This is a genomic window from Pseudomonas fluorescens (genome assembly GCF_000967965.1).
In the GTDB taxonomy this organism is placed as follows: domain Bacteria; phylum Pseudomonadota; class Gammaproteobacteria; order Pseudomonadales; family Pseudomonadaceae; genus Aquipseudomonas; species Aquipseudomonas grandcourensis.
The window spans coordinates 1-18447 of sequence record NZ_LACC01000004.1; the positions used below are offsets into that span (position 1 = coordinate 1).

General features: G+C 59.5%; 19 protein-coding genes. 15 read left to right on the top strand and 4 right to left on the bottom strand.

Translation table 11 applies throughout. From position 1 onward, the window contains the following. Positions 1-43: 43 nt before the first annotated feature. Positions 44-1210, bottom strand: a complete 1167-nt coding sequence (locus VC35_RS02355; protein WP_046037541.1) for an aminotransferase-like domain-containing protein — start codon at positions 1208-1210, stop codon at positions 44-46. Positions 1211-1292: 82 nt separating this feature from the next. On the opposite strand from VC35_RS02355, the gene VC35_RS02360 reads away from it, so the two are divergent. The 3 genes from VC35_RS02360 (at position 1293) to VC35_RS02370 (ending at position 4133) form a co-directional block, all read left to right on the top strand. Then, positions 1293-1739 (top strand): MarR family winged helix-turn-helix transcriptional regulator, encoded by a 447-nt coding sequence (locus VC35_RS02360; protein WP_046037543.1) that lies wholly within the window; start codon positions 1293-1295, stop codon positions 1737-1739. 345 nt (positions 1740-2084) lie between these two features. Next, positions 2085-3434 carry an NCS2 family permease gene (locus VC35_RS02365; protein ID WP_008048392.1) on the top strand — a complete coding sequence of 450 codons (1350 nt, stop codon included), beginning with the start codon at positions 2085-2087 and terminating at the stop codon, positions 3432-3434. 72 nt (positions 3435-3506) lie between these two features. Continuing rightward, a complete protein-coding gene (locus VC35_RS02370; RefSeq protein WP_046037555.1) occupies positions 3507-4133 on the top strand; it encodes a LysE family translocator in 627 nt (208 codons plus the stop codon). A 192-nt stretch (positions 4134-4325) separates the two neighbouring features. Here the strand turns inward: VC35_RS02370 and uraH are convergent, their stop codons facing one another. Next, positions 4326-4679 (bottom strand): hydroxyisourate hydrolase, encoded by a 354-nt coding sequence (gene uraH, locus VC35_RS02375; protein WP_007974925.1) that lies wholly within the window; start codon positions 4677-4679, stop codon positions 4326-4328. A gap of 434 nt (positions 4680-5113) precedes the next feature. Here uraH and puuE point away from each other — a divergent pair, with 434 nt between their 5' ends. The 8 genes from puuE to VC35_RS02415 all read left to right on the top strand — a co-directional run bounded on the left by puuE (position 5114) and on the right by VC35_RS02415 (position 13193). Beyond that, complete coding sequence (gene puuE, locus VC35_RS02380; protein WP_046037559.1) at positions 5114-6040, top strand: allantoinase PuuE; 927 nt, start codon at positions 5114-5116, stop codon at positions 6038-6040. Next, positions 6037-6552, top strand: a complete 516-nt coding sequence (gene uraD / locus VC35_RS02385; protein WP_046037561.1) for a 2-oxo-4-hydroxy-4-carboxy-5-ureidoimidazoline decarboxylase — start codon at positions 6037-6039, stop codon at positions 6550-6552. The genes puuE and uraD overlap by 4 nt, the downstream gene beginning before the upstream one ends. Before the next feature lie 88 nt (positions 6553-6640). Beyond that, complete coding sequence (alc, locus tag VC35_RS02390; RefSeq protein ID WP_046037564.1) at positions 6641-7636, top strand: allantoicase; 996 nt, start codon at positions 6641-6643, stop codon at positions 7634-7636. A gap of 142 nt (positions 7637-7778) precedes the next feature. Next, the gene (locus VC35_RS02395; RefSeq protein ID WP_007993087.1) at positions 7779-8282 is read left to right on the top strand and encodes an ureidoglycolate lyase; all 504 of its coding nucleotides are present in this window, start codon (positions 7779-7781) and stop codon (positions 8280-8282) included. A gap of 50 nt (positions 8283-8332) precedes the next feature. Then, positions 8333-9634, top strand: coding sequence for a urate hydroxylase PuuD (locus VC35_RS02400; protein ID WP_046037569.1), 1302 nt, complete (start codon positions 8333-8335; stop codon positions 9632-9634). Positions 9635-9798: 164 nt separating this feature from the next. Then, positions 9799-11157, top strand: a complete 1359-nt coding sequence (locus tag VC35_RS02405) for a nucleobase:cation symporter-2 family protein (RefSeq protein ID WP_046037571.1) — start codon at positions 9799-9801, stop codon at positions 11155-11157. A gap of 87 nt (positions 11158-11244) precedes the next feature. Next, complete coding sequence (locus tag VC35_RS02410; protein WP_046037573.1) at positions 11245-12030, top strand: outer membrane protein OmpK; 786 nt, start codon at positions 11245-11247, stop codon at positions 12028-12030. Positions 12031-12407: 377 nt separating this feature from the next. Further along, on the top strand, positions 12408-13193 hold the full coding sequence (locus VC35_RS02415) for an outer membrane protein OmpK (protein WP_046037576.1): 786 nt from the start codon (positions 12408-12410) through the stop codon (positions 13191-13193). A gap of 118 nt (positions 13194-13311) precedes the next feature. On the opposite strand, the gene VC35_RS02420 is transcribed toward VC35_RS02415, so the two are convergent. Together VC35_RS02420 and VC35_RS02425 are read right to left on the bottom strand one after the other, a co-directional pair. Next, positions 13312-14484, bottom strand: a complete 1173-nt coding sequence (locus tag VC35_RS02420; protein WP_046037578.1) for a patatin-like phospholipase family protein — start codon at positions 14482-14484, stop codon at positions 13312-13314. A gap of 34 nt (positions 14485-14518) precedes the next feature. After that, positions 14519-15451, bottom strand: coding sequence for a lipid A biosynthesis lauroyl acyltransferase (locus VC35_RS02425; protein WP_046037580.1), 933 nt, complete (start codon positions 15449-15451; stop codon positions 14519-14521). Positions 15452-15569: 118 nt separating this feature from the next. Here VC35_RS02425 and minC point away from each other — a divergent pair, with 118 nt between their 5' ends. The 4 genes from minC (at position 15570) to VC35_RS02445 (ending at position 18307) form a co-directional block, all read left to right on the top strand. Further along, positions 15570-16307 (top strand): septum site-determining protein MinC, encoded by a 738-nt coding sequence (gene minC / locus VC35_RS02430; protein WP_046037759.1) that lies wholly within the window; start codon positions 15570-15572, stop codon positions 16305-16307. 202 nt (positions 16308-16509) lie between these two features. After that, a complete protein-coding gene (gene minD / locus VC35_RS02435) occupies positions 16510-17322 on the top strand; it encodes a septum site-determining protein MinD (RefSeq protein WP_007974946.1) in 813 nt (270 codons plus the stop codon). 3 nt (positions 17323-17325) lie between these two features. Beyond that, positions 17326-17580, top strand: a complete 255-nt coding sequence (gene minE / locus VC35_RS02440) for a cell division topological specificity factor MinE (protein WP_007974947.1) — start codon at positions 17326-17328, stop codon at positions 17578-17580. Positions 17581-17671: 91 nt separating this feature from the next. Then, positions 17672-18307: an RluA family pseudouridine synthase gene (locus VC35_RS02445; RefSeq protein ID WP_046037585.1), complete on the top strand. Its 636-nt coding sequence runs from the start codon at positions 17672-17674 to the stop codon at positions 18305-18307. The last annotated feature ends 140 nt before the right edge of the window (positions 18308-18447 follow it).

The following is an 18447-nucleotide window of genomic DNA, read 5'->3' on the forward strand; positions in this document are numbered from 1 at the left end:
CTTAACTGATCGGCATTAGGCCCATGCGCCGGTTTATTTGTTTTCAGGCTGCTTGCGCCGCCTGTGCCTGTCGCACCACCGCCGCCAACCGTTTGAGCCCTTCATCCAGCCGCGCCGGATCAATGTGGCTGAAGTTCAACCGCAGATACCCTGGATGGTTATCCGGCTCGGGGAAGAACGGTTCGCCCGGCATGAACGCCACGTCGTTGGCCAAAGCGGCATTGAGCAAGGTGCGGGTGTCCTGCGGCTGCTTGAGTTTCAACCAGAAAAACAGCCCGCCCTGCGGCACGTTCCAGTCCGCCAGATCCGAGAAGTGAATTTCCAGCGCAGCCTGGAACGCATCCCGGCGCCCCCGATAAAAATCGCGCAACTCACTACGGTGCTGCTGATATTTCTCGGTGCCGATCCATTGCAGTGCCTGCCATTGACCGACACGATTGGTGTGCAAATCCGCCGATTGCTTGAGTTTCAACAGATGGGGAAACAGGTCCGGACTGGCAATCAGGTAGCCGACACGCAACCCCGGCAGCAGGGTTTTCGACACGGTCCCGGTATAGATCCAACTGGCCTTCTTCAAGCGGCTGACAATCGGCGTGGCGCTGCCACCGTCGAAGGTCAGTTCGCGGTAAGGCTCGTCTTCAATCAGTGTCACACCGAACTCATCGAGCAACGCCGCCACCGCGTCGCGTTTGGCTTCGCTGTAACGCACCGCCGATGGATTCTGGAAGGTCGGGATCAGGTAGATAAAGGCCGGACGGTGTTGCTCCAGACGAGCGCGTAGCTCCGTCAGGTTCGGGCCGTCGGCCTCCAGCGGCACGGTCAGGCAATCGGCGCCGAACAGCTGGAAAATCTGCAACGCCGCCAGATAAGTCGGCGCTTCGAGCAGGACTTCGGTGCCCTTGTCGATGTACAGCTTGGCTGCCAGGTCGAGGGTCTGCTGTGAGCCGCTGACCACCAGCACTTGGCTTGCCTCACACGCCACTCCCAACGCTCGCGCCTCGGCGGCCAGTGCTTCACGCAGCGCCGGTTCGCCTTCGCTCATGCCGTATTGGCCCATGGAAACCGGCATCTCGGCCCAATCGACTTTTGGCAGCATGGCTTCGGCCGGCAGGCCGCCGGCAAACGACATCATTTGCGGGCGCTGGGCCGCGGCGAGGATTTCACGGATCAAAGAGCTTTTAAGGCGTGAGACACGTTCGGAAAAAGCCATGGGGATCACCGGTAGCGAGGCATGTGGAAAATGAGTCAAACTTGTTGACCGAAATTACGCCTCCCCGAACGGATACGTCAATATGCTTGACCTTAAAAACCCGCTTTCCCAGCAACAGGCCATGGAAGCGTTTTTCTTCGGCTACCAGGCCTTCACCGCCAAGGCCGATGAAATGCTCGAACGTCGAGGCCTGAGTCGGGTGCATCAGCGCATCGTGTTTTTCATCGCCCGCTATCCGAACCTGAGCGTAAAGGAACTGCTGGCGTTGCTCGGTGTGAGCAAGCAGGCACTGAACATGCCGCTGCGGCAATTGTTGGAGATGCATCTGGTCGACAGCGTCGCGTCCGAAACCGACAAGCGTAAGCGCCTGCTGGAGTTGACCGCCGAAGGTGCGCGGTTTGAACAGATGCTGCGGCGCGAGCAGGTGAAATTGCTGGAGCGGGTATTTGCCGAGGCCGGAGAGACGGCGGTGAATGGGTGGCTGGCGGTGAATCTGGCGTTGGGGGAAAGCCAGGCGCATACCGACTGAATCATTCTGCCTGCTGATTTTGATGCTGACTGATCCGGCCTCTTCGCGAGCAAGCCCACTCCCACAGGTTTCGATTCGGTCAAAAAATATGCGCAGATCCGCCGCTTCCTGTGGGAGCGAGCCTGCTCGCGAAGGCGTCTAAACCGGCGATATATTCCTATCGCCAAAAAAATCGTCAACAAAACCAAAAACATTATTTGCTTTCTTTGTATACAAAAGCATAATCCACTTCGTGCGAGTTCCTGACCAAGCGGTCAACAAATTCGCAAGTACCTCAAAGGGCCGCTGCCACCCTCATGGGTCCTGCCCTGGAAATAACAATAAAACTCTTGAGGAGTATTCGCTGTGGAAAGCCGTAAATCCGAAGCATCGACGCTGGATCTCTCGCCGCCATTACGCAATGGCTTGCTGGAACGTCTGTTCAAACTCAGCTTGCACGGCACCACGGTGAAGACCGAGCTGATTGCCGGTCTGACAACCTTCATCACCATGGCTTACATCATTTTCGTCAACCCCAACATCATGGCCGACGCCGGGATCGATCACGGTGCGGCATTCGTCGCCACCTGCATCGCCGCGGCACTCGGTTGCCTGTTGATGGGCCTGTACGCCAACTGGCCGGTCGGCCTGGCGCCGGGCATGGGGCTGAACGCCTTCTTCACCTACACCGTGGTCGGCACCATGGGCTACAACTGGGAAACCGCCCTCGGCGCGGTGTTTGTGTCCGGTGTGTTGTTCATGATCCTGACCTTCTCGCGGATCCGCGAATGGCTGCTCAACAGCATCCCGGTCAGCCTGCGCTTCGCCATGGGCGCCGGCGTGGGTCTGTTCCTGGGGCTGATCGGCCTGAAAACCGCGGGTATCGTCGTCGATAGCCCGGCGACCCTGATCAAGCTCGGCTCCCTGCGCGAACCCGGCCCGCTGCTCGCCGCCGTGTGCTTCCTGATGATCTCCATCCTCAGCTATCACAAGGTGTTCGGCGCGATCCTCATCAGCATCATCACCGTGACTCTCGCTGGCTGGGGTCTGGGCCTGGTGCACTACGAGGGCATCATGTCGGCTCCACCGAGCCTCGCCCCTACCTTCATGGCCATGAACGTCGCCGGCGTGTTCAACGTCAGCATGATCAGCGTGGTGCTGGCGTTCCTCTTCGTACATATGTTCGACACCGCCGGTACCTTGATGGGTGTTGCCCAGCGCGCCAACCTGGTCGGTGCTGACGGCCGCATCGAAAACCTCTCCCGCGCCATGAAAGCCGACAGTGCTTCCAGCGTATTCGGTGCGGTCGTCGGCGTTCCGCCAGTCACCAGCTACGTGGAAAGTGCTGCCGGTGTTGCAGCGGGTGGTCGGACTGGTCTTACCGCAGTGACCGTAGGTGTGCTATTTATTGCAGCCATGTTCTTTGCACCGCTGGCCGGGATGATTCCTGCCTATGCAACCGCAGGTGCACTGATTTATGTAGCGATGCTGATGATGGGCGGCATGGCCCACATCGAATGGGACGAAGCGACCGACAGCATCCCGGCGATTGTCACCGCAATCATGATGCCGCTGACCTTCTCGGTCGCTGACGGCATCGCGTTGGGCTTCATCACCTACGTGGCGCTGAAGGCCGGTACTGGCAAGTACAAGGAAATTTCCGTGAGCCTGTGGGTGCTCTGCGCGATCTTCATCGCCAAGTTCATCTTCCTGTAAGCCTTACGCGGGACCTGCTTGAAAACAGCCTCACCCCGTCGGGTGGGGCTTTTGTGCAAATGGAGGAAAGTGATGAGTCTGGAAACCTGGCTGCTGTTCAGCGGCGCTGCGCTGATAGTGATCCTGATCCCGGGGCCGCTGTCGTTGCTGATGATCAGCAACAGTCTGAATTACGGCCTGCGCCGCTCTTACCCGGCCTTCCTCGGCGGAGTGTCCGCATCGATCTGCCTGCTGAGTGCTTCGGCACTGGGCCTGGGTGCGTTGTTGCTGGCGTCGGAACAGCTGTTCAGCGCCCTGAAGATTCTTGGCGCCCTTTACCTGTTCTACCTCGCCTGGCAGAGCTGGCAGCAATCGCGCCTGCCTTCCCATGGCGCTGAAGTGCCACAAGCCGCTCCGGTGCCTCGCTTTCGTGCACTGTTCGGGCGTGCGTTCATGCTGGGCGCCAGCAACCCGAAGGACATCCTGTTCTTCGCCGCTTTCCTGCCGCAGTTCCTGAGTGCCGAACAGCCGTTCCTGCCACAACTTCTGGTGATGATCGCGACCTGGACCGTGCTCGACCTGCTGTGCAAATTGGCCTATGGCCTCGGCGCCCATGGTGCGGCGCGGTATCTGCGCAGCGGCAAGGGCCAGAGCTGGTTTAACCGGATCAGTGCAGGGTTGTTCAGTGGCGCGGGTGCAGCGTCCCTGCTGAGCCGCTAAAAGCAAAAGCATCGCGAGCAGGCTCACTCCTACATTGGAACGCGCACTCCTGTAGGAGTGAGCCTGCTCGCGATGGCGTCGGCACAGGCGCCACATTTCTCCAGACGAAAAAAAGCCCGCAGTGTGAGCGGGCGAAAGACCAAAGAAGCTATATGCGCAGTCGCTTCCAGGGTGCAGCTGCTGTTTGGGGGATCAGCTGCCGCGATAGGTGGAGTAGCTGTAAGGCGAAATCAACAACGGCACATGGTAGTGATCCTGCTCGGCGGAGATGCCAAAACGCAGCACCACGACATCCAGGAAGGCCGGCTCCGGCAGCTTGACGCCACGGGCGCGGTAGTAATCGCCGGCATGAAACTGAACCTGATAGACCCCGGTGCGGTAGTCATCGCCTTGCAGCAGCGGTGCATCGACACGGCCATCGCTGTTGGTTATCGCGCTGGCGACCAATTCCAGGTGCGAACCTTCAACGCGGTACAACTCGACCTTGATCGAGCTGCCCGGGCAACCGTGTGCTGCGTCCAAAACGTGTGTAGTCAAACGTCCCATTGATTCTGCGCGCCTGCCTGCGTGGAGCAGTCAGACTTCGCGCCTCCCGAAGTCAGTTGAAAAGGAGACCGCACCGATTCGGAGCACGAAAAGCTGCGGCGAGCGACCGATTAAGACACTTTTCAAAAAAATTGTACACAATAAAAACGACATTTTTCGCATTACCCCTGCCATCTGCATATTTACCGTCGATTTCCCGCCGAACCGCACAACCTATGAGCCCCTCAATCAATAATTGACCAGTCAGGCAGATTTCTTGCAGGCTCACGCCAATAGCAGTAAAAGATGACAGTCGGTGAAAAATGCGAAAAATCAGGCTTACAAAGTGAATATAAAGTTGTATACAATCAGCCCATCGCTGTGACGCAAGCCTGCCATCCAATTTTCAGCTGCGTCACACCAACCGTCATCATCGAATAAGAAGGAAGCCTGCAGTGAGCGCTGACTACCCACGCGACCTGGTCGGTTACGGCAGTAACCCTCCTCACCCACACTGGCCGGGCAATGCCCGAATCGCCCTGTCGTTCGTACTCAATTACGAAGAAGGCGGCGAACGCAACATCCTGCACGGCGACAAAGAATCCGAAGCGTTCCTCTCGGAAATGGTTTCTGCCCAGCCGCTGCAAGGCGCGCGCAACATGAGCATGGAATCCCTCTACGAGTATGGCAGCCGTGCCGGCGTGTGGCGGATCCTGAAACTGTTCAAGGAATTCGACATCCCGCTGACCATCTTCGCCGTGGCCATGGCCGCCCAGCGTCACCCGGACGTGATCCGCGCCATGGTCGATGCCGGCCACGAGATCTGCAGCCACGGCTATCGCTGGATCGACTACCAGTACATGGATGAAACCCAGGAACGCGAGCACATGCTCGAAGCGATCCGCATCCTCACCGAAATCACAGGCGAACGCCCGCTGGGCTGGTACACCGGCCGCACCGGCCCGAACACCCGTCGCCTGGTGATGGAAGAAGGTTGTTTCCTCTACGACTGCGACACCTACGACGACGACCTGCCCTACTGGGAACCGAACAACCCGACCGGCAAGCCGCACCTGGTGATCCCGTACACCCTGGACACCAACGACATGCGCTTCACTCAGGTCCAGGGCTTCAACAAGGGCGACGACTTCTTCGAATACCTGAAAGACGCGTTCGATGTGCTCTACGCCGAAGGCGCCGAGGCACCGAAAATGCTGTCGATCGGCCTGCACTGCCGCTTGATCGGCCGTCCGGCGCGCCTGGCATCGCTCAAGCGCTTTATCGAATACGCTAAAAGTCATGAACAGGTGTGGTTCAGCCGTCGCGTCGACATCGCACGCCACTGGCACGAAACCCACCCGTACACAGGGGCTGGCAAATGAGCACCTTTCAAACCGTCAAACCTTCGGCCCTCGGCCGCGACGCCTTCGTCGCCGCTTTCGCCGACATCTACGAACATTCGCCATGGGTAGCCGAGAAGGCCTACGACCTGGGCCAGGACGCTTCGATCGACCAGATCGAGACCTTGCACCAGCGCATGAGCGACATCCTGTTGAGCGCCGATCATGCAAGCCAGCTTGCACTGATCAACGCTCACCCGGACCTGGCAGGCCGTGCGGCCGTCCAGGGCCAGCTTACCGCGGCCAGCACTGAAGAACAGTCTGGCGCGGGTATTCACCAATGCACGGCCGAAGAGTTCCAGCGCTTCACCGAGCTGAACGACGCCTACAAGGCCAAGTTCAAGTTTCCCTTCATCATGGCGGTAAAAGGCAGCAACCGGCATCAGATCCTCGCAGCGTTCGAAACGCGCATCCACAACCCGGTCGATACCGAATTCAAATGCGCGCTGGCGGAGATCAACAAGATCGCCCTGTTCCGATTACTGACCCTATAGCAAGCCTGACCCGAGTGTTCTTAAACGCAGAAAACACCTAGGGCCCTGCAAGCATCCCAAGCCACTTATTTAAAGGCAGACAAGAAGAATGAAAGCTTACGCCGTACCTTTCGAGAAGTTCGTCAACCTGGCCGATGCCCGCCTGGGCACCAAAATCATCTCGGTCACCGATGACTGGTTCGCAGACGCCAACCGTCTGTTCCAACCGACCCCGGCCGTATGGAAGGAGGGCGTGTTCGATGACAACGGCAAGTGGATGGACGGCTGGGAATCGCGCCGCAAGCGCTTCGAAGGCTTCGACAGCGCCGTGATCCGCCTGGGCGTGCCGGGTTCGATCAAGGGCGTCGACATCGACACTTCATTCTTCACCGGCAACTTCCCGCCGTCGGCGTCCCTGGAAGCCTGCTTCCTGGCCGAAGGCGAGCCGAACGAAAACACCCAGTGGGTTGAAGTGCTGTCCGCCGTCGAGCTGCAAGGCAACAGCCACCACTACCACGAAATCAGCAACGACCAGGCCTTCAGCCACCTGCGCTTCAACATCTACCCGGATGGCGGCGTGGCCCGTCTGCGCGTGTACGGCGTGCCGTTCCGTGACTGGTCGGCTACCGGCGACAACGAGCAAGTCGACCTGGCCGCTGCCCTCAACGGTGGCCGCGCCCTCGCCTGCTCCGATGAACACTTCGGTCGCATGAGCAACATCCTCAACCCGGGCCGTGGCATCAACATGGGCGATGGCTGGGAAACCGCACGTCGTCGTACCCCGGGCAATGACTGGGTCATCGTCGCGCTGGGCCATGCCGGCGAAGTCGAGAAAGTCATCGTCGACACCCTGCACTTCAAGGGTAACTACCCGGACAGCTGCTCGATCCAGGGCGCCTTCGTGAAGGGCGGTACCGACAGCCAGATCGAAACCCAATCGCTGTTCTGGCGCGAACTGCTGCCAAGCCAGAAGCTGGAAATGCACGCCGAACACACCTTCGCCGAGCAGATCAAGGCACTGGGCCCGATCACCCACATCCGCCTGAACGTGTTCCCGGATGGTGGTGTGAGCCGCCTGCGTGTACTGGGCAAGGTCGCTAAGTAAGCGCTGAACCTGTGGCGAGGGAGCTTGCTCCCGCTGGGTCGCGAAGCGGCCCCAAAGAACGGGACTGCTGCGCAGTCCAGCGGGAGCAAGCTCCCTCGCCACAACTGTAGTACCAACAACACAGAATTCGGATAAGAACAGCATGCGCACATTAACGATTGAACCGCTGACCAAAGAAGCCTTCGCCCCTTTCGGTGACGTGATCGAAACCGACGGCAGCGATCACTTCATGATCAACAACGGTTCGACCATGCGCTTCCATAAACTGGCTGTGGTCGAAACCGCAAAGCCAGAGGACAACGCGATCATCAGCATCTTCCGCGCCGACGCGCAGGACATGCCGCTGACCGTCAGCATGCTGGAGCGTCATCCGCTGGGCAGCCAGGCTTTCATTCCGCTGCTCGGCAACCCCTTTCTGATCGTGGTCGCGCCACTTGGCGATGAACCTGTATCAGGCTTGGTCCGCGCCTTCGTCACCAACGGCAGGCAGGGCATTAATTACCATCGCGGCGTTTGGCACCACCCGGTGCTGACGATCGAAAAGCGGGATGACTTCCTGGTGGTTGATCGCAGTGGCACAGGCAATAACTGCGATGAGCATTTTTTCAAAGAGGATGAGCGTTTGATCCTCGCCCCCCACCAATAAGAGAAGGTCTGATCACTCGACAACAGAGTGACAGGCGAGAGGTAAAGACTGTGGAAGCACATCTGTTGGAATGGCTGAACCTGAGCGTGCGCTGGGTTCACATGATTACTGGCGTGGCCTGGATCGGTGCGTCGTTCTATTTCGTATGGCTGGAAAACAACCTCAACCGGGTCAACCCGAAAAACGGTCTGGCTGGCGATTTGTGGGCAATCCACGGTGGCGGTATCTACCACCTGGAAAAATACAAACTGGCTCCACCGACCATGCCGGACAACCTGCACTGGTTCAAATGGGAAGCCTACTTCACGTGGATGTCGGGTATCGCGCTGCTGTGCGTGGTGTTCTACTCCAACCCGACGCTCTACCTGCTGGCTCCGGGCAGCTCCCTGAGCGGTCCTGAAGGCGTAGCCATCGGTATCGGCTCGCTGTTCATCGGCTGGTTCATCTACTCCTTCCTGTGCGACTCGGCCCTGGGCAAACGCCCTGCCCTGCTCGGCGGAATCCTGTTCGTCCTGATCATCGGCGCGGCCTACGGCTTCAGCAAGGTGTTCAGCGGTCGGGGTGCGTACCTGCACGTTGGCGCGATCATCGGCACCATCATGGTCGGCAACGTGTTCCGCATCATCATGCCGGCGCAACGCGCACTGGTAGCGGCGATTGCCGAGAACCGCACGCCCGATCCGGCATTGCCGGCCAAAGGCCTGCTGCGTTCACGTCACAACAACTACTTCACCTTGCCAGTGCTGTTCATCATGATCAGCAACCACTTCCCGAGCACCTACGGCAGCCAGTACAACTGGTTGATCCTGGCCGGGATCGCGGTACTGGCAGTGTTGGTGCGTCACTACTTCAACACCCGTCACGACAGCCACAAGTTTGCCTGGACCCTGCCTGTGGCAGCCGTCGGCATGATCAGCCTGGCTTACGTCACCGGCCCTGCGCCGTTGAACAGCCCGGAAGTGGCCAAGGCACCCGCCAAGATCGAATACCAGCCGCTGCCGGAAACAGCAGTGGGCGGTGGTTTGAAACCGGCTGAAGCCAAACCTGCAGAAGCGCCTGCCGCCGCACCGGCGCAAGCGTCCAACGCCGGCCCTGGCTTTGACAAAGTGCACAGCGTGATTCAGGAACGTTGCGCGGTTTGCCACTCGGCCAAGCCGACCAGCCCGCTGTTCAGTGCGGCCCCTGCCGGTGTGATGTTTGACACCCCCGAACAGATCCGTCAGAACGCACCGCGGATTCAGGCGCAAGCCGTCACCAGCCAGATCATGCCACTGGGCAATATCACGCAGATGACCCAGCAGGAACGTGACCTGATCGGTGCCTGGATTGTGCAGGGAGCCCAGACCAATTAATCGTTAAAAGCTTCGCAAGCAGGCTCGCTCCCACAGGTTTTGCATGGCCTGTGTGGGAGCGGGCTTGCCCGCGAATGGCCGCAAAGCGGCCCACCTGATTCGAATACAGCTGCCAGTAGCACTGCAGCTGTAAATCACAAGAATAAAAAGATCCGAGGTGTTGCATGTCCGAGCTATCCGAAGCGCGCATCCCCGACGCACCCGCCATTCAGCGTTTGCCCCTCTTGCAACTGATCCTGGTCGGTTTGCAACATGTTCTGCTGATGTACGGTGGTGCCATCGCGGTACCGCTGATCATCGGACAGGCCGCTGGCCTGAGTCGTGAAGAAATCGCCTTCCTGATCAACGCCGACCTGCTGGTTGCGGGTATCGCCACCATCGTCCAGTCCCTCGGCATCGGCCCCATGGGCATTCGCATGCCGGTGATGATGGGCGCCAGTTTCGCCGCCGTCGGCAGCATGGTCGCCATGGCCGGCATGCCCGGTATCGGCCTGCAAGGGATCTTCGGCGCGACCATTGCCGCCGGGTTCTTTGGCATGATCATCGCCCCGTTCATGTCCAAGGTCGTGCGCTTCTTCCCGCCGCTGGTGACCGGTACGGTCATCACCTCGATCGGTTTGTCGCTGTTCCCCGTGGCCGTCAACTGGGCCGGTGGCGGTACCAGCGCCGCTCAATTCGGTTCACCGATCTACCTGACCATCGCCGCACTGGTACTGGGCACCATCTTGCTGGTGCACCGTTTCATGCGCGGCTTCTGGGTCAATATTTCCGTGCTGATCGGCATGTGCCTGGGCTATGTACTCTGCGGCCTGCTCGGCATGGTCGACCTCAGTGGCATGGCTCAGGCGCCATGGCTGCAATTCGTCACGCCGCTGCACTTCGGCATGCCGAAATTCGAACTCGCGCCGATCCTGTCGATGTGCCTGGTGGTGGTGATCATTTTCGTCGAGTCCACCGGAATGTTTCTGGCGCTGGGCAAGATCACCGGCCAGGAAGTCTGCCCACGGATGCTGCGTCGCGGCTTGTTGTGCGATGCCGGCGCCTCGTTCTTCGCCGGATTCTTCAACACCTTCACCCACTCATCCTTCGCCCAGAACATCGGCCTGGTGCAGATGACCGGCGTGCGCTGTCGTTCGGTGACCATCGTTGCCGGCGGTTTGCTGATCGTCCTGAGCCTGCTGCCAAAGGCCGCATTCCTGGTAGCGTCGATTCCTCCGGCAGTACTGGGCGGCGCAGCGATTGCGATGTTCGGCATGGTCGCCGCCACCGGGATCAAGATTCTCCAGGAAGCCGACATCGGTGACCGTCGCAACCAGTTGCTGGTGGCGGTGAGCATCGGCATGGGCCTGATCCCGGTTGTACGCCCGGAGTTTTTCGCCCACCTGCCCGTGTGGATAAGCCCGATCACCCACAGTGGCATCGCCATGGCCACCCTCAGCGCGCTGACGCTGAACCTGCTGTTCAACATCCTTGGTGGCGCCGAACGCGCGGCCATTAACGACTGCCACGCTCACACTCATTGATCTGACGGATAACCAAGGGGGCCTGCCTGTGGCCAGCCCCCTGGCCACAACCTGCGCCTCAAAAATAAAAACAAGAGGGAGCAACAGATGATTCGGACACAAACCAACGTGTTGTTGAGTGGTGGCCTGCTGGCCGCGAGTCAAGCCATGGCCGGCGATCTACTGCTGTGGCAGACCAACAGCCTGAGCTACCTGTACGGCAAGAACTTCGCGATCAACCCGGCGATCCAGCAGACGATCACCTTCGAACACGCCGACCGCTGGAAGTACGGCGACAACTTCATGTTCATCGACAGCACCTGGTACAACGGCGAGCAAGACCGCAACAAAGGGGCTCACGCCTATTACGGCGAATTCAGCCCACGCCTCTCCTTCGGCAAAATCCTCGACCGCCGTTTCGAATTCGGCCCGATCAAGGACGTGCTGCTGGCCATGACCTACGAGAACGGCGAAGACGACACCGAGGCCTACCTGATTGGCCCCGGTTTCGACCTCGCGGTACCGGGCTTCAACTTTTTCACCCTGAACTTCTATTACCGCCAGACCGAAGGTTCGCGCCCTGGCGATGATGTCTGGCAAATCAGTCCGGCCTGGTCCTACACCCTGCCACTGGGCAACTCGAACCTGTTGATCGACGGCTACATCGACTGGGTGGTGGATAACGACCAGAACGCCCGCGGCACCTATCACGCCAACCTGCACTTCAACCCGCAGATCAAATACGACCTGGGCAAAGCCCTGGGCTGGCGCGAGAAACAGGTGTATGTCGGCACCGAATACAGCTACTGGAAGGACAAATACGGCGTCCAGGACAGCTCCCGTTTCAATACCAATGAAAACACCGCCAGCCTGCTGGTAAAGGTGCACTTCTAATGCTGCCCCGCAACAGTGCCTCAAACCTGTCGTCGGTGCGCCGTTGCGGAGCACTTGAGACCTGGCCGAGGAGTCAGTATTCTCCGCGGCCGCCCGAATCCGGTTTAAAAAAAAGCCCGGATGTAAAACCTGACCAGAAAGCCAACTTATCCCGGCACTGGCAGGCACCAAGGCACTCCAAAACCCCTCTCAATCGACCGCTCTTGAGCCGCCGAACGGGAGTTTTTTTGCTTTTTGAAAGCCTTGGCTCAGCTCTTGCTAACAGCACTAAAGCTGACCGAATGGATGATTTTTTACCGCTACAGAAACAGGCGCCACACCAGAGCGCCGACTTTAAAAAAACAACGTGGAACCACCTACTTTTTGGGAGCAACCGAATGAAACGTACGTGCACTAGCCTGATGCTGGCGGGATCATTGCTGGCGGGGGGTCAGGCCATGGCCGGCGACTTGCTGCAATGGCAGAACAACAGCCTGAGCTACCTCTATGGCAAGGACTTCCAGGTCAACCCGCGCATCCAGCAGACGGTGACCTTTGAACACGCCGACGGTTGGAAATACGGCGACAACTTCTTTTTCATCGACAAGATCTTCTACAACGGCAAGGAAGACGCCTTCGCGGGCAAGAACAGCCACTACGGCGAGCTCAGTCCGCGCCTGTCGTTCAACAAGATCTTCGACCAGAAGTTCGAGTTCGGCCCGATCAAGGACGTCCTGCTGGCCATGACCTACGAGTTCGGTGAAGACGATACCGAGTCCTACCTGATCGGCCCTGGTTTTGACCTGGCCATCCCGGGCTTCGACTACTTCCAGTTGAACTTCTACAACCGCCACACCGAAGGCGACCGCCCGGGCGACAACATCTGGCAGGTCACGCCAGTCTGGTCCTACACCATCCCGGTGGGCGGCTCGGACGTGCTGATCGACGGCTTCATGGACTGGGTCGTCGACAACGACGTGAACAAAAAAGGCGAATACCACGCCAACCTGCACTTCAATCCGCAGGTCAAATACGACCTGGGCAAGGCGTTGAATCTGGGTGCCAAGCAGCTGTACGTCGGTGTCGAGTATGACTACTGGAAAAACAAGTACGGTATCGAAGACAGCCAGGGCTTCAAGACCGATCAGAGCGTGACCAGCTTCCTGGTCAAGGTTCACTTCTGATTTAAGAAGCTTCGCGAGCAGGCTCGCTCCCACAGTGGAATCTTGTCGAACACAAACTTTGTATACGACGAAAATCCCTGTGGGAGCGAGCCTGCTCGCGAAAGCCTCACCACAAGTCTCAAACCGAAAGCACAGGCTCTGCCAACCCCAGAAACCGGCACAACTCCCCGCGCTTGGCCAACGCATCCCGTCGCCCCAGTTCGATCAATTCGCTGCAATACCCCGCCTCGAACAGCAGATAACTCAGCACCCCCGCCCCGCTGGTCTTGGTCGCACCCGGCCCGCGCAGAAACAGGCGCAATGCCGCCGGCAATTCCTGGCGATGGCGCGCGGCAATCTCGTCGATCGGCTGGCTCGGTGAAATCACCAATACGTCCACCGGCGCCACGCCCAAAGCACGGATGGGTGTACCGTCGGGCATCAGGTGACTGAACTGGTTCAGGCGCTGCAACAACTCGATGTCGCTTTCCAGGCTGTCAATGAACGTACTGTTGAGCATGTGCCCACCGATCTGCGCCAGAGTCGGCTGCTGACCGGTATAGCTGCGCGGCAAGGGTTGTTGCGGGTCGACTCCACGGGGGTTGCCGCTGACGCCCACCACCAGCACCCGACTGGCGCCCAGATGCAACGCAGGGCTGATCGGCGCCGACTGACGCACCGCGCCATCACCGAAATACTCTTCGCCGATTTTCACCGGGGCAAATAGCAGCGGAATCGCCGAACTGGCGAGTAGATGTTCAACCGACAGTTGGGTGGGAACGCCGATGCGTCGATGGCGCAACCAGGCATCGATCTTGCCGCCGCCCTGATAGAAGGTGACTGCCTGGCCGGACTCATAACCGAATGCGGTGACCGCCACCGCATGCAACTGTTGCTGTGCGATCGCTTCGGCGATGCCGCCCATATGCAGCTTGTCGTTGAGCAGATCCCGCAGCGGAGAACTGTTGAGCAGCGCCACCGGCATGTGCCTGCCGATGCCGAGCAAACTGTGGCTGACGAAGCGGCTGGCCTGGCGGATCACCCCGGGCCAGTCGCTGCGCAATACCAGATGACTGCGAAAGCCCTGCCAGAAGGCCGTCAGGCGTTCGATGGCGTTACGAAAATCCATCGCACCGCTGGCGAGGCTGACGGCGTTGATCGCGCCCGCCGAGGTGCCGACGATCACCGGAAACGGATTGCGTGCCCCCGGCGGCAACAATTCGGCAATCGCCGCCAGCACCCCAACCTGATAGGCCGCCCGAGCCCCGCCACCGGAAAGAATCAACCCTGTTACCGGTTCAACTGGACTCATCGCAACACTCCATGGTGCTTGGGAAAACGGTTACTCAACCGCGCTTGGTGTACAGCTTGGGCTCGCCCGGTGGACGGCTCTTGAAGCGGCGGTGAGCCCACAGGTATTGCTCGGGATGCTCGCGCAGAACGCTTTCGATCCATTGGTTGATGCGCAGGCAGTCCTCTTCTTCGGTTTCGCCGGGGAAGCCTTCGAGCGGCGCATGGATCACCAGGCGATAGCCGCTGCCGTCCGCCAAACGCTCCTGGGTGAACGGCACCACCAATGCCTTGCCCAGCCGAGCAAACTTGCTCGTGGCGGTGACGGTCGCGGCCTGAATGCCGAACAGCGGCACGAAGATGCTTTGCTTGGCGCCGTAGTCCTGATCCGGTGCGTACCAGATCGCCCGGCCCGAACGCAGCAGTTTGAGCATGCCGCGCACGTCTTCGCGTTCCACCGCCAGCGAATCGAGGTTGTGCCGCTCGCGGCCCTGGCGCTGGATGTAGTCGAACAGCGGATTCTTGTGCTCACGGTACATGCCGTCGATGGTGTGCTGCTGACCGAGCAACGCCGCGCCGATTTCCAGCGTCGTGAAGTGCAGGGCCATCAGGATCACGCCCTTGCCCTCACGCTGGGCCTGCTGCAAATGCTCCAGCCCTTCGATATGAGCGAGACTCGCCAGGCGCTTGCGCGACCACCACCAGCTCATCGCCATCTCAAAGAAAGCGATGCCGGTGGAGGCGAAGTTCTCCTTGAGCAGGCGTTTGCGTTCGGCGGCGGTTTTTTCCGGAAAACACAGCTCCAGATTGCGCTTGGCAATGCGCCGTCTGTCGCCGGCGACCCGATACATCAAAGAACCCAGGACACGACCGACCCACAGCAGTGCCGGATACGGCAACTGGACGATCAGCCACAACAGCCCCAGGCCACACCACAGCGGCCAGAAACGTGGAGATAGAAATGCTTTTCGAAAACGCGGGCGGTCCATTAATGCTTCCGGAATGACAATGGCCGCGCATTCTACATCGTTCGACCCGGCTTGCGGCCCGCGGGCGTTCTCGTTATAAGTCTCGGCACTTTTAGTGACAAGTCGTTGTATGCCGACCATGAGCCAAACCGAACCGCTAGACCAAGATCCCGTGTTCCAGTTGAAGGGCAGCATGCTGGCCATTACGGTGCTGGAACTGGCCCGTAACGACCTCGAAAGCCTTGATCGGCAACTGGCCGCCAAGGTCGCCCAGGCGCCAAACTTCTTCAGCAACGCGCCACTGGTACTGGCCCTGGACAAACTCCCGGCCAATGAAGGCGCGGTCGATCTGCCCGGGCTGATGCGCGTCTGCCGCCAGCATGGCCTGCGTACCCTGGCGATCCGCGCCAGCCGCATCGAAGACATTGCCGCCGCCATCGCGGTCGACCTGCCGGTGCTGCCACCGTCCGGCGCCCGGGAGCGTCCACTGGACCTGACCGAAGGCGAACCGAAGAAAAAACCGGAAAAACCACCCGAGCCGACCATCAAGCCGACGAAAATCATCACCTCGCCGGTACGCGGTGGCCAGCAGATTTATGCCCAGGGCTGCGATCTGGTGGTGATCTCCTCGGTCAGCCCGGGGGCGGAACTTCTCGCCGATGGCAACATCCATGTATACGGCCCGATGCGTGGTCGCGTGTTGGCCGGCGTCAAGGGCGACACCAAGGCGCGGATTTTCTGTCAGCAAATGAGTGCTGAACTGATTTCCATCGCCGGGCATTACAAGGTTTCCGAAGATCTGCGCCGCGACCCTCTATGGGGTTCGGGTGTGCAGGTCAGCCTGTCCGGCGACGTGTTGAACATCATTCGGCTTTAACGGATACTGCCGCATTTTCCAAGCATCTCTAAAACGTAGCGAAAACGGCTCAAACGAAGTAGGAAAAAGGCCGAAAGCAGTGTTTACCGGGGGTAAGCGCCGCTCTAAACCGGATTCCAGCCAAGGCTGTCCGACTGCAGTAGTTTTTCAGGAGATGTTTTTCAGGGACTGAAAAGTCCTTTTTCCTTAGGGGTGAAACACCTTGGCCAAGATTCTCGTGGTTACATCCGGCAAGGGTGGTGTGGGTAAGACCACCACCAGCGCCGCTATCGGTACCGGCCTCGCTCTGCGCGGCCACAAAACAGTGATCGTCGACTTCGACGTGGGCTTGCGTAACCTCGACCTGATCATGGGTTGCGAGCGCCGCGTGGTGTATGACTTCGTCAACGTGGTGAACGGCGAAGCCAACCTGCAACAGGCCCTGATCAAAGACAAGCGCCTGGAAAACCTCTACGTGCTGGCCGCCAGCCAGACCCGAGATAAAGACGCGCTGACCGTCGAAGGCGTGGAAAAAGTCCTGATGCAACTCAAGGAAGACTTTGAGTTCGTGGTCTGCGACTCCCCGGCAGGCATCGAGAAAGGCGCCCACCTGGCCATGTACTTCGCCGATGAAGCGATCGTCGTGACCAACCCGGAAGTCTCCTCGGTACGTGACTCCGATCGCATGCTCGGCCTGCTGGCCAGCAAGTCCCGTCGTGCCGAACGCGGCGAAGACCCGATCAAGGAACACCTGCTGATTACCCGTTATCACCCGGAACGTGTGAGCAAAGGCGAAATGCTCGGCGTAGAAGACGTCAAGGAGATCCTTTCGGTGACCCTGCTCGGCGTGATCCCTGAATCCCAGGCGGTGCTCAAGGCATCCAACCAGGGTGTTCCGGTGATTCTCGACGACCAGAGCGATGCCGGCCAGGCCTACAGCGATACCGTAGATCGCCTGCTGGGCAAGACCGTGGATCATCGATTCCTCGATGTACAGAAGAAGGGATTCTTCGAGCGCCTGTTTGGAGGCAACTAAGCAATGAACCTTTTTGACTTCTTTCGTGCCAACAAAAAGCAAAGCACCGCGTCGGTAGCGAAAGAGCGTCTACAGATCATCGTGGCGCACGAACGCGGCCAACGCAGTACCCCGGACTACCTGCCGGCCTTGCAGAAGGAACTGGTCGAGGTGATCCGCAAGTACGTCAATATCGGGTCCGATGACGTGCATGTCGCACTGGAAAGCCAGGGCAGTTGCTCGATTCTGGAACTCAATATCACCCTGCCAGATCGCTGAGTCGATCCGCCAGGAGCCACGGCGGCTCAGGTCCCTTCTGCAACCGGAAGGGACCTGAGCCGCCGTTGGCGTTTGTTACGAGGCTGTTTTAATGCCGTTGTCCAACATCCACATCATCCATCAGGATGCCGCCGTACTGGTGGTGAACAAACCGACCCTGTTGCTCTCTGTCCCTGGCCGGGCCGATGACAACAAGGACTGCCTGATTACCCGCCTGCAGGAAAACGGCTACCCGGAAGCGCGAATTGTCCACCGGCTGGACTGGGAGACTTCCGGCATCATCCTGCTAGCCCGCGACCCGGACACCCATCGCGAGCTGTCTAGGCAATTTCACGACCGCGAAACCGAAAAGGCCTACACAGCCCTGTGCTGGGGTCAGCCGGAACTGGACAGCGGCAGCATCGACCTGCCCTTGCGCTACGACCCGCCGACCAAGCCGCGCCACGTGGTCGACCATGAATTCGGCAAACATGCGCTGACCTTCTGGCGAGTGCTCGAACGTTGTGGCGACTGGTGCCGCGTCGAACTGACACCGATCACCGGCCGCTCCCACCAGTTGCGCGTGCACATGCTCTCGATTGGCCATCCGCTGCTGGGTGACGGGCTTTATGCCCATGAACAGGCTTTGGCGGCCTGGCCGCGCCTGTGCCTGCACGCGAGCATGCTCAGCTTCACCCACCCGCAAAGTGGCGAGCGCCTGCGCTTCGAGTGCCCGGCACCGTTTTAGACGTACTTCAATCCTGTGGGAGCGAGCTTGCTCGCGATCTGGCCGGCACATCCAGCATTAGTGCTGGCTGATACTCCGCTATCGCGAGCAAGCTCGCTCCCACAGGGACTCTGTACACCATTCAGTGCGACGCCATTTAC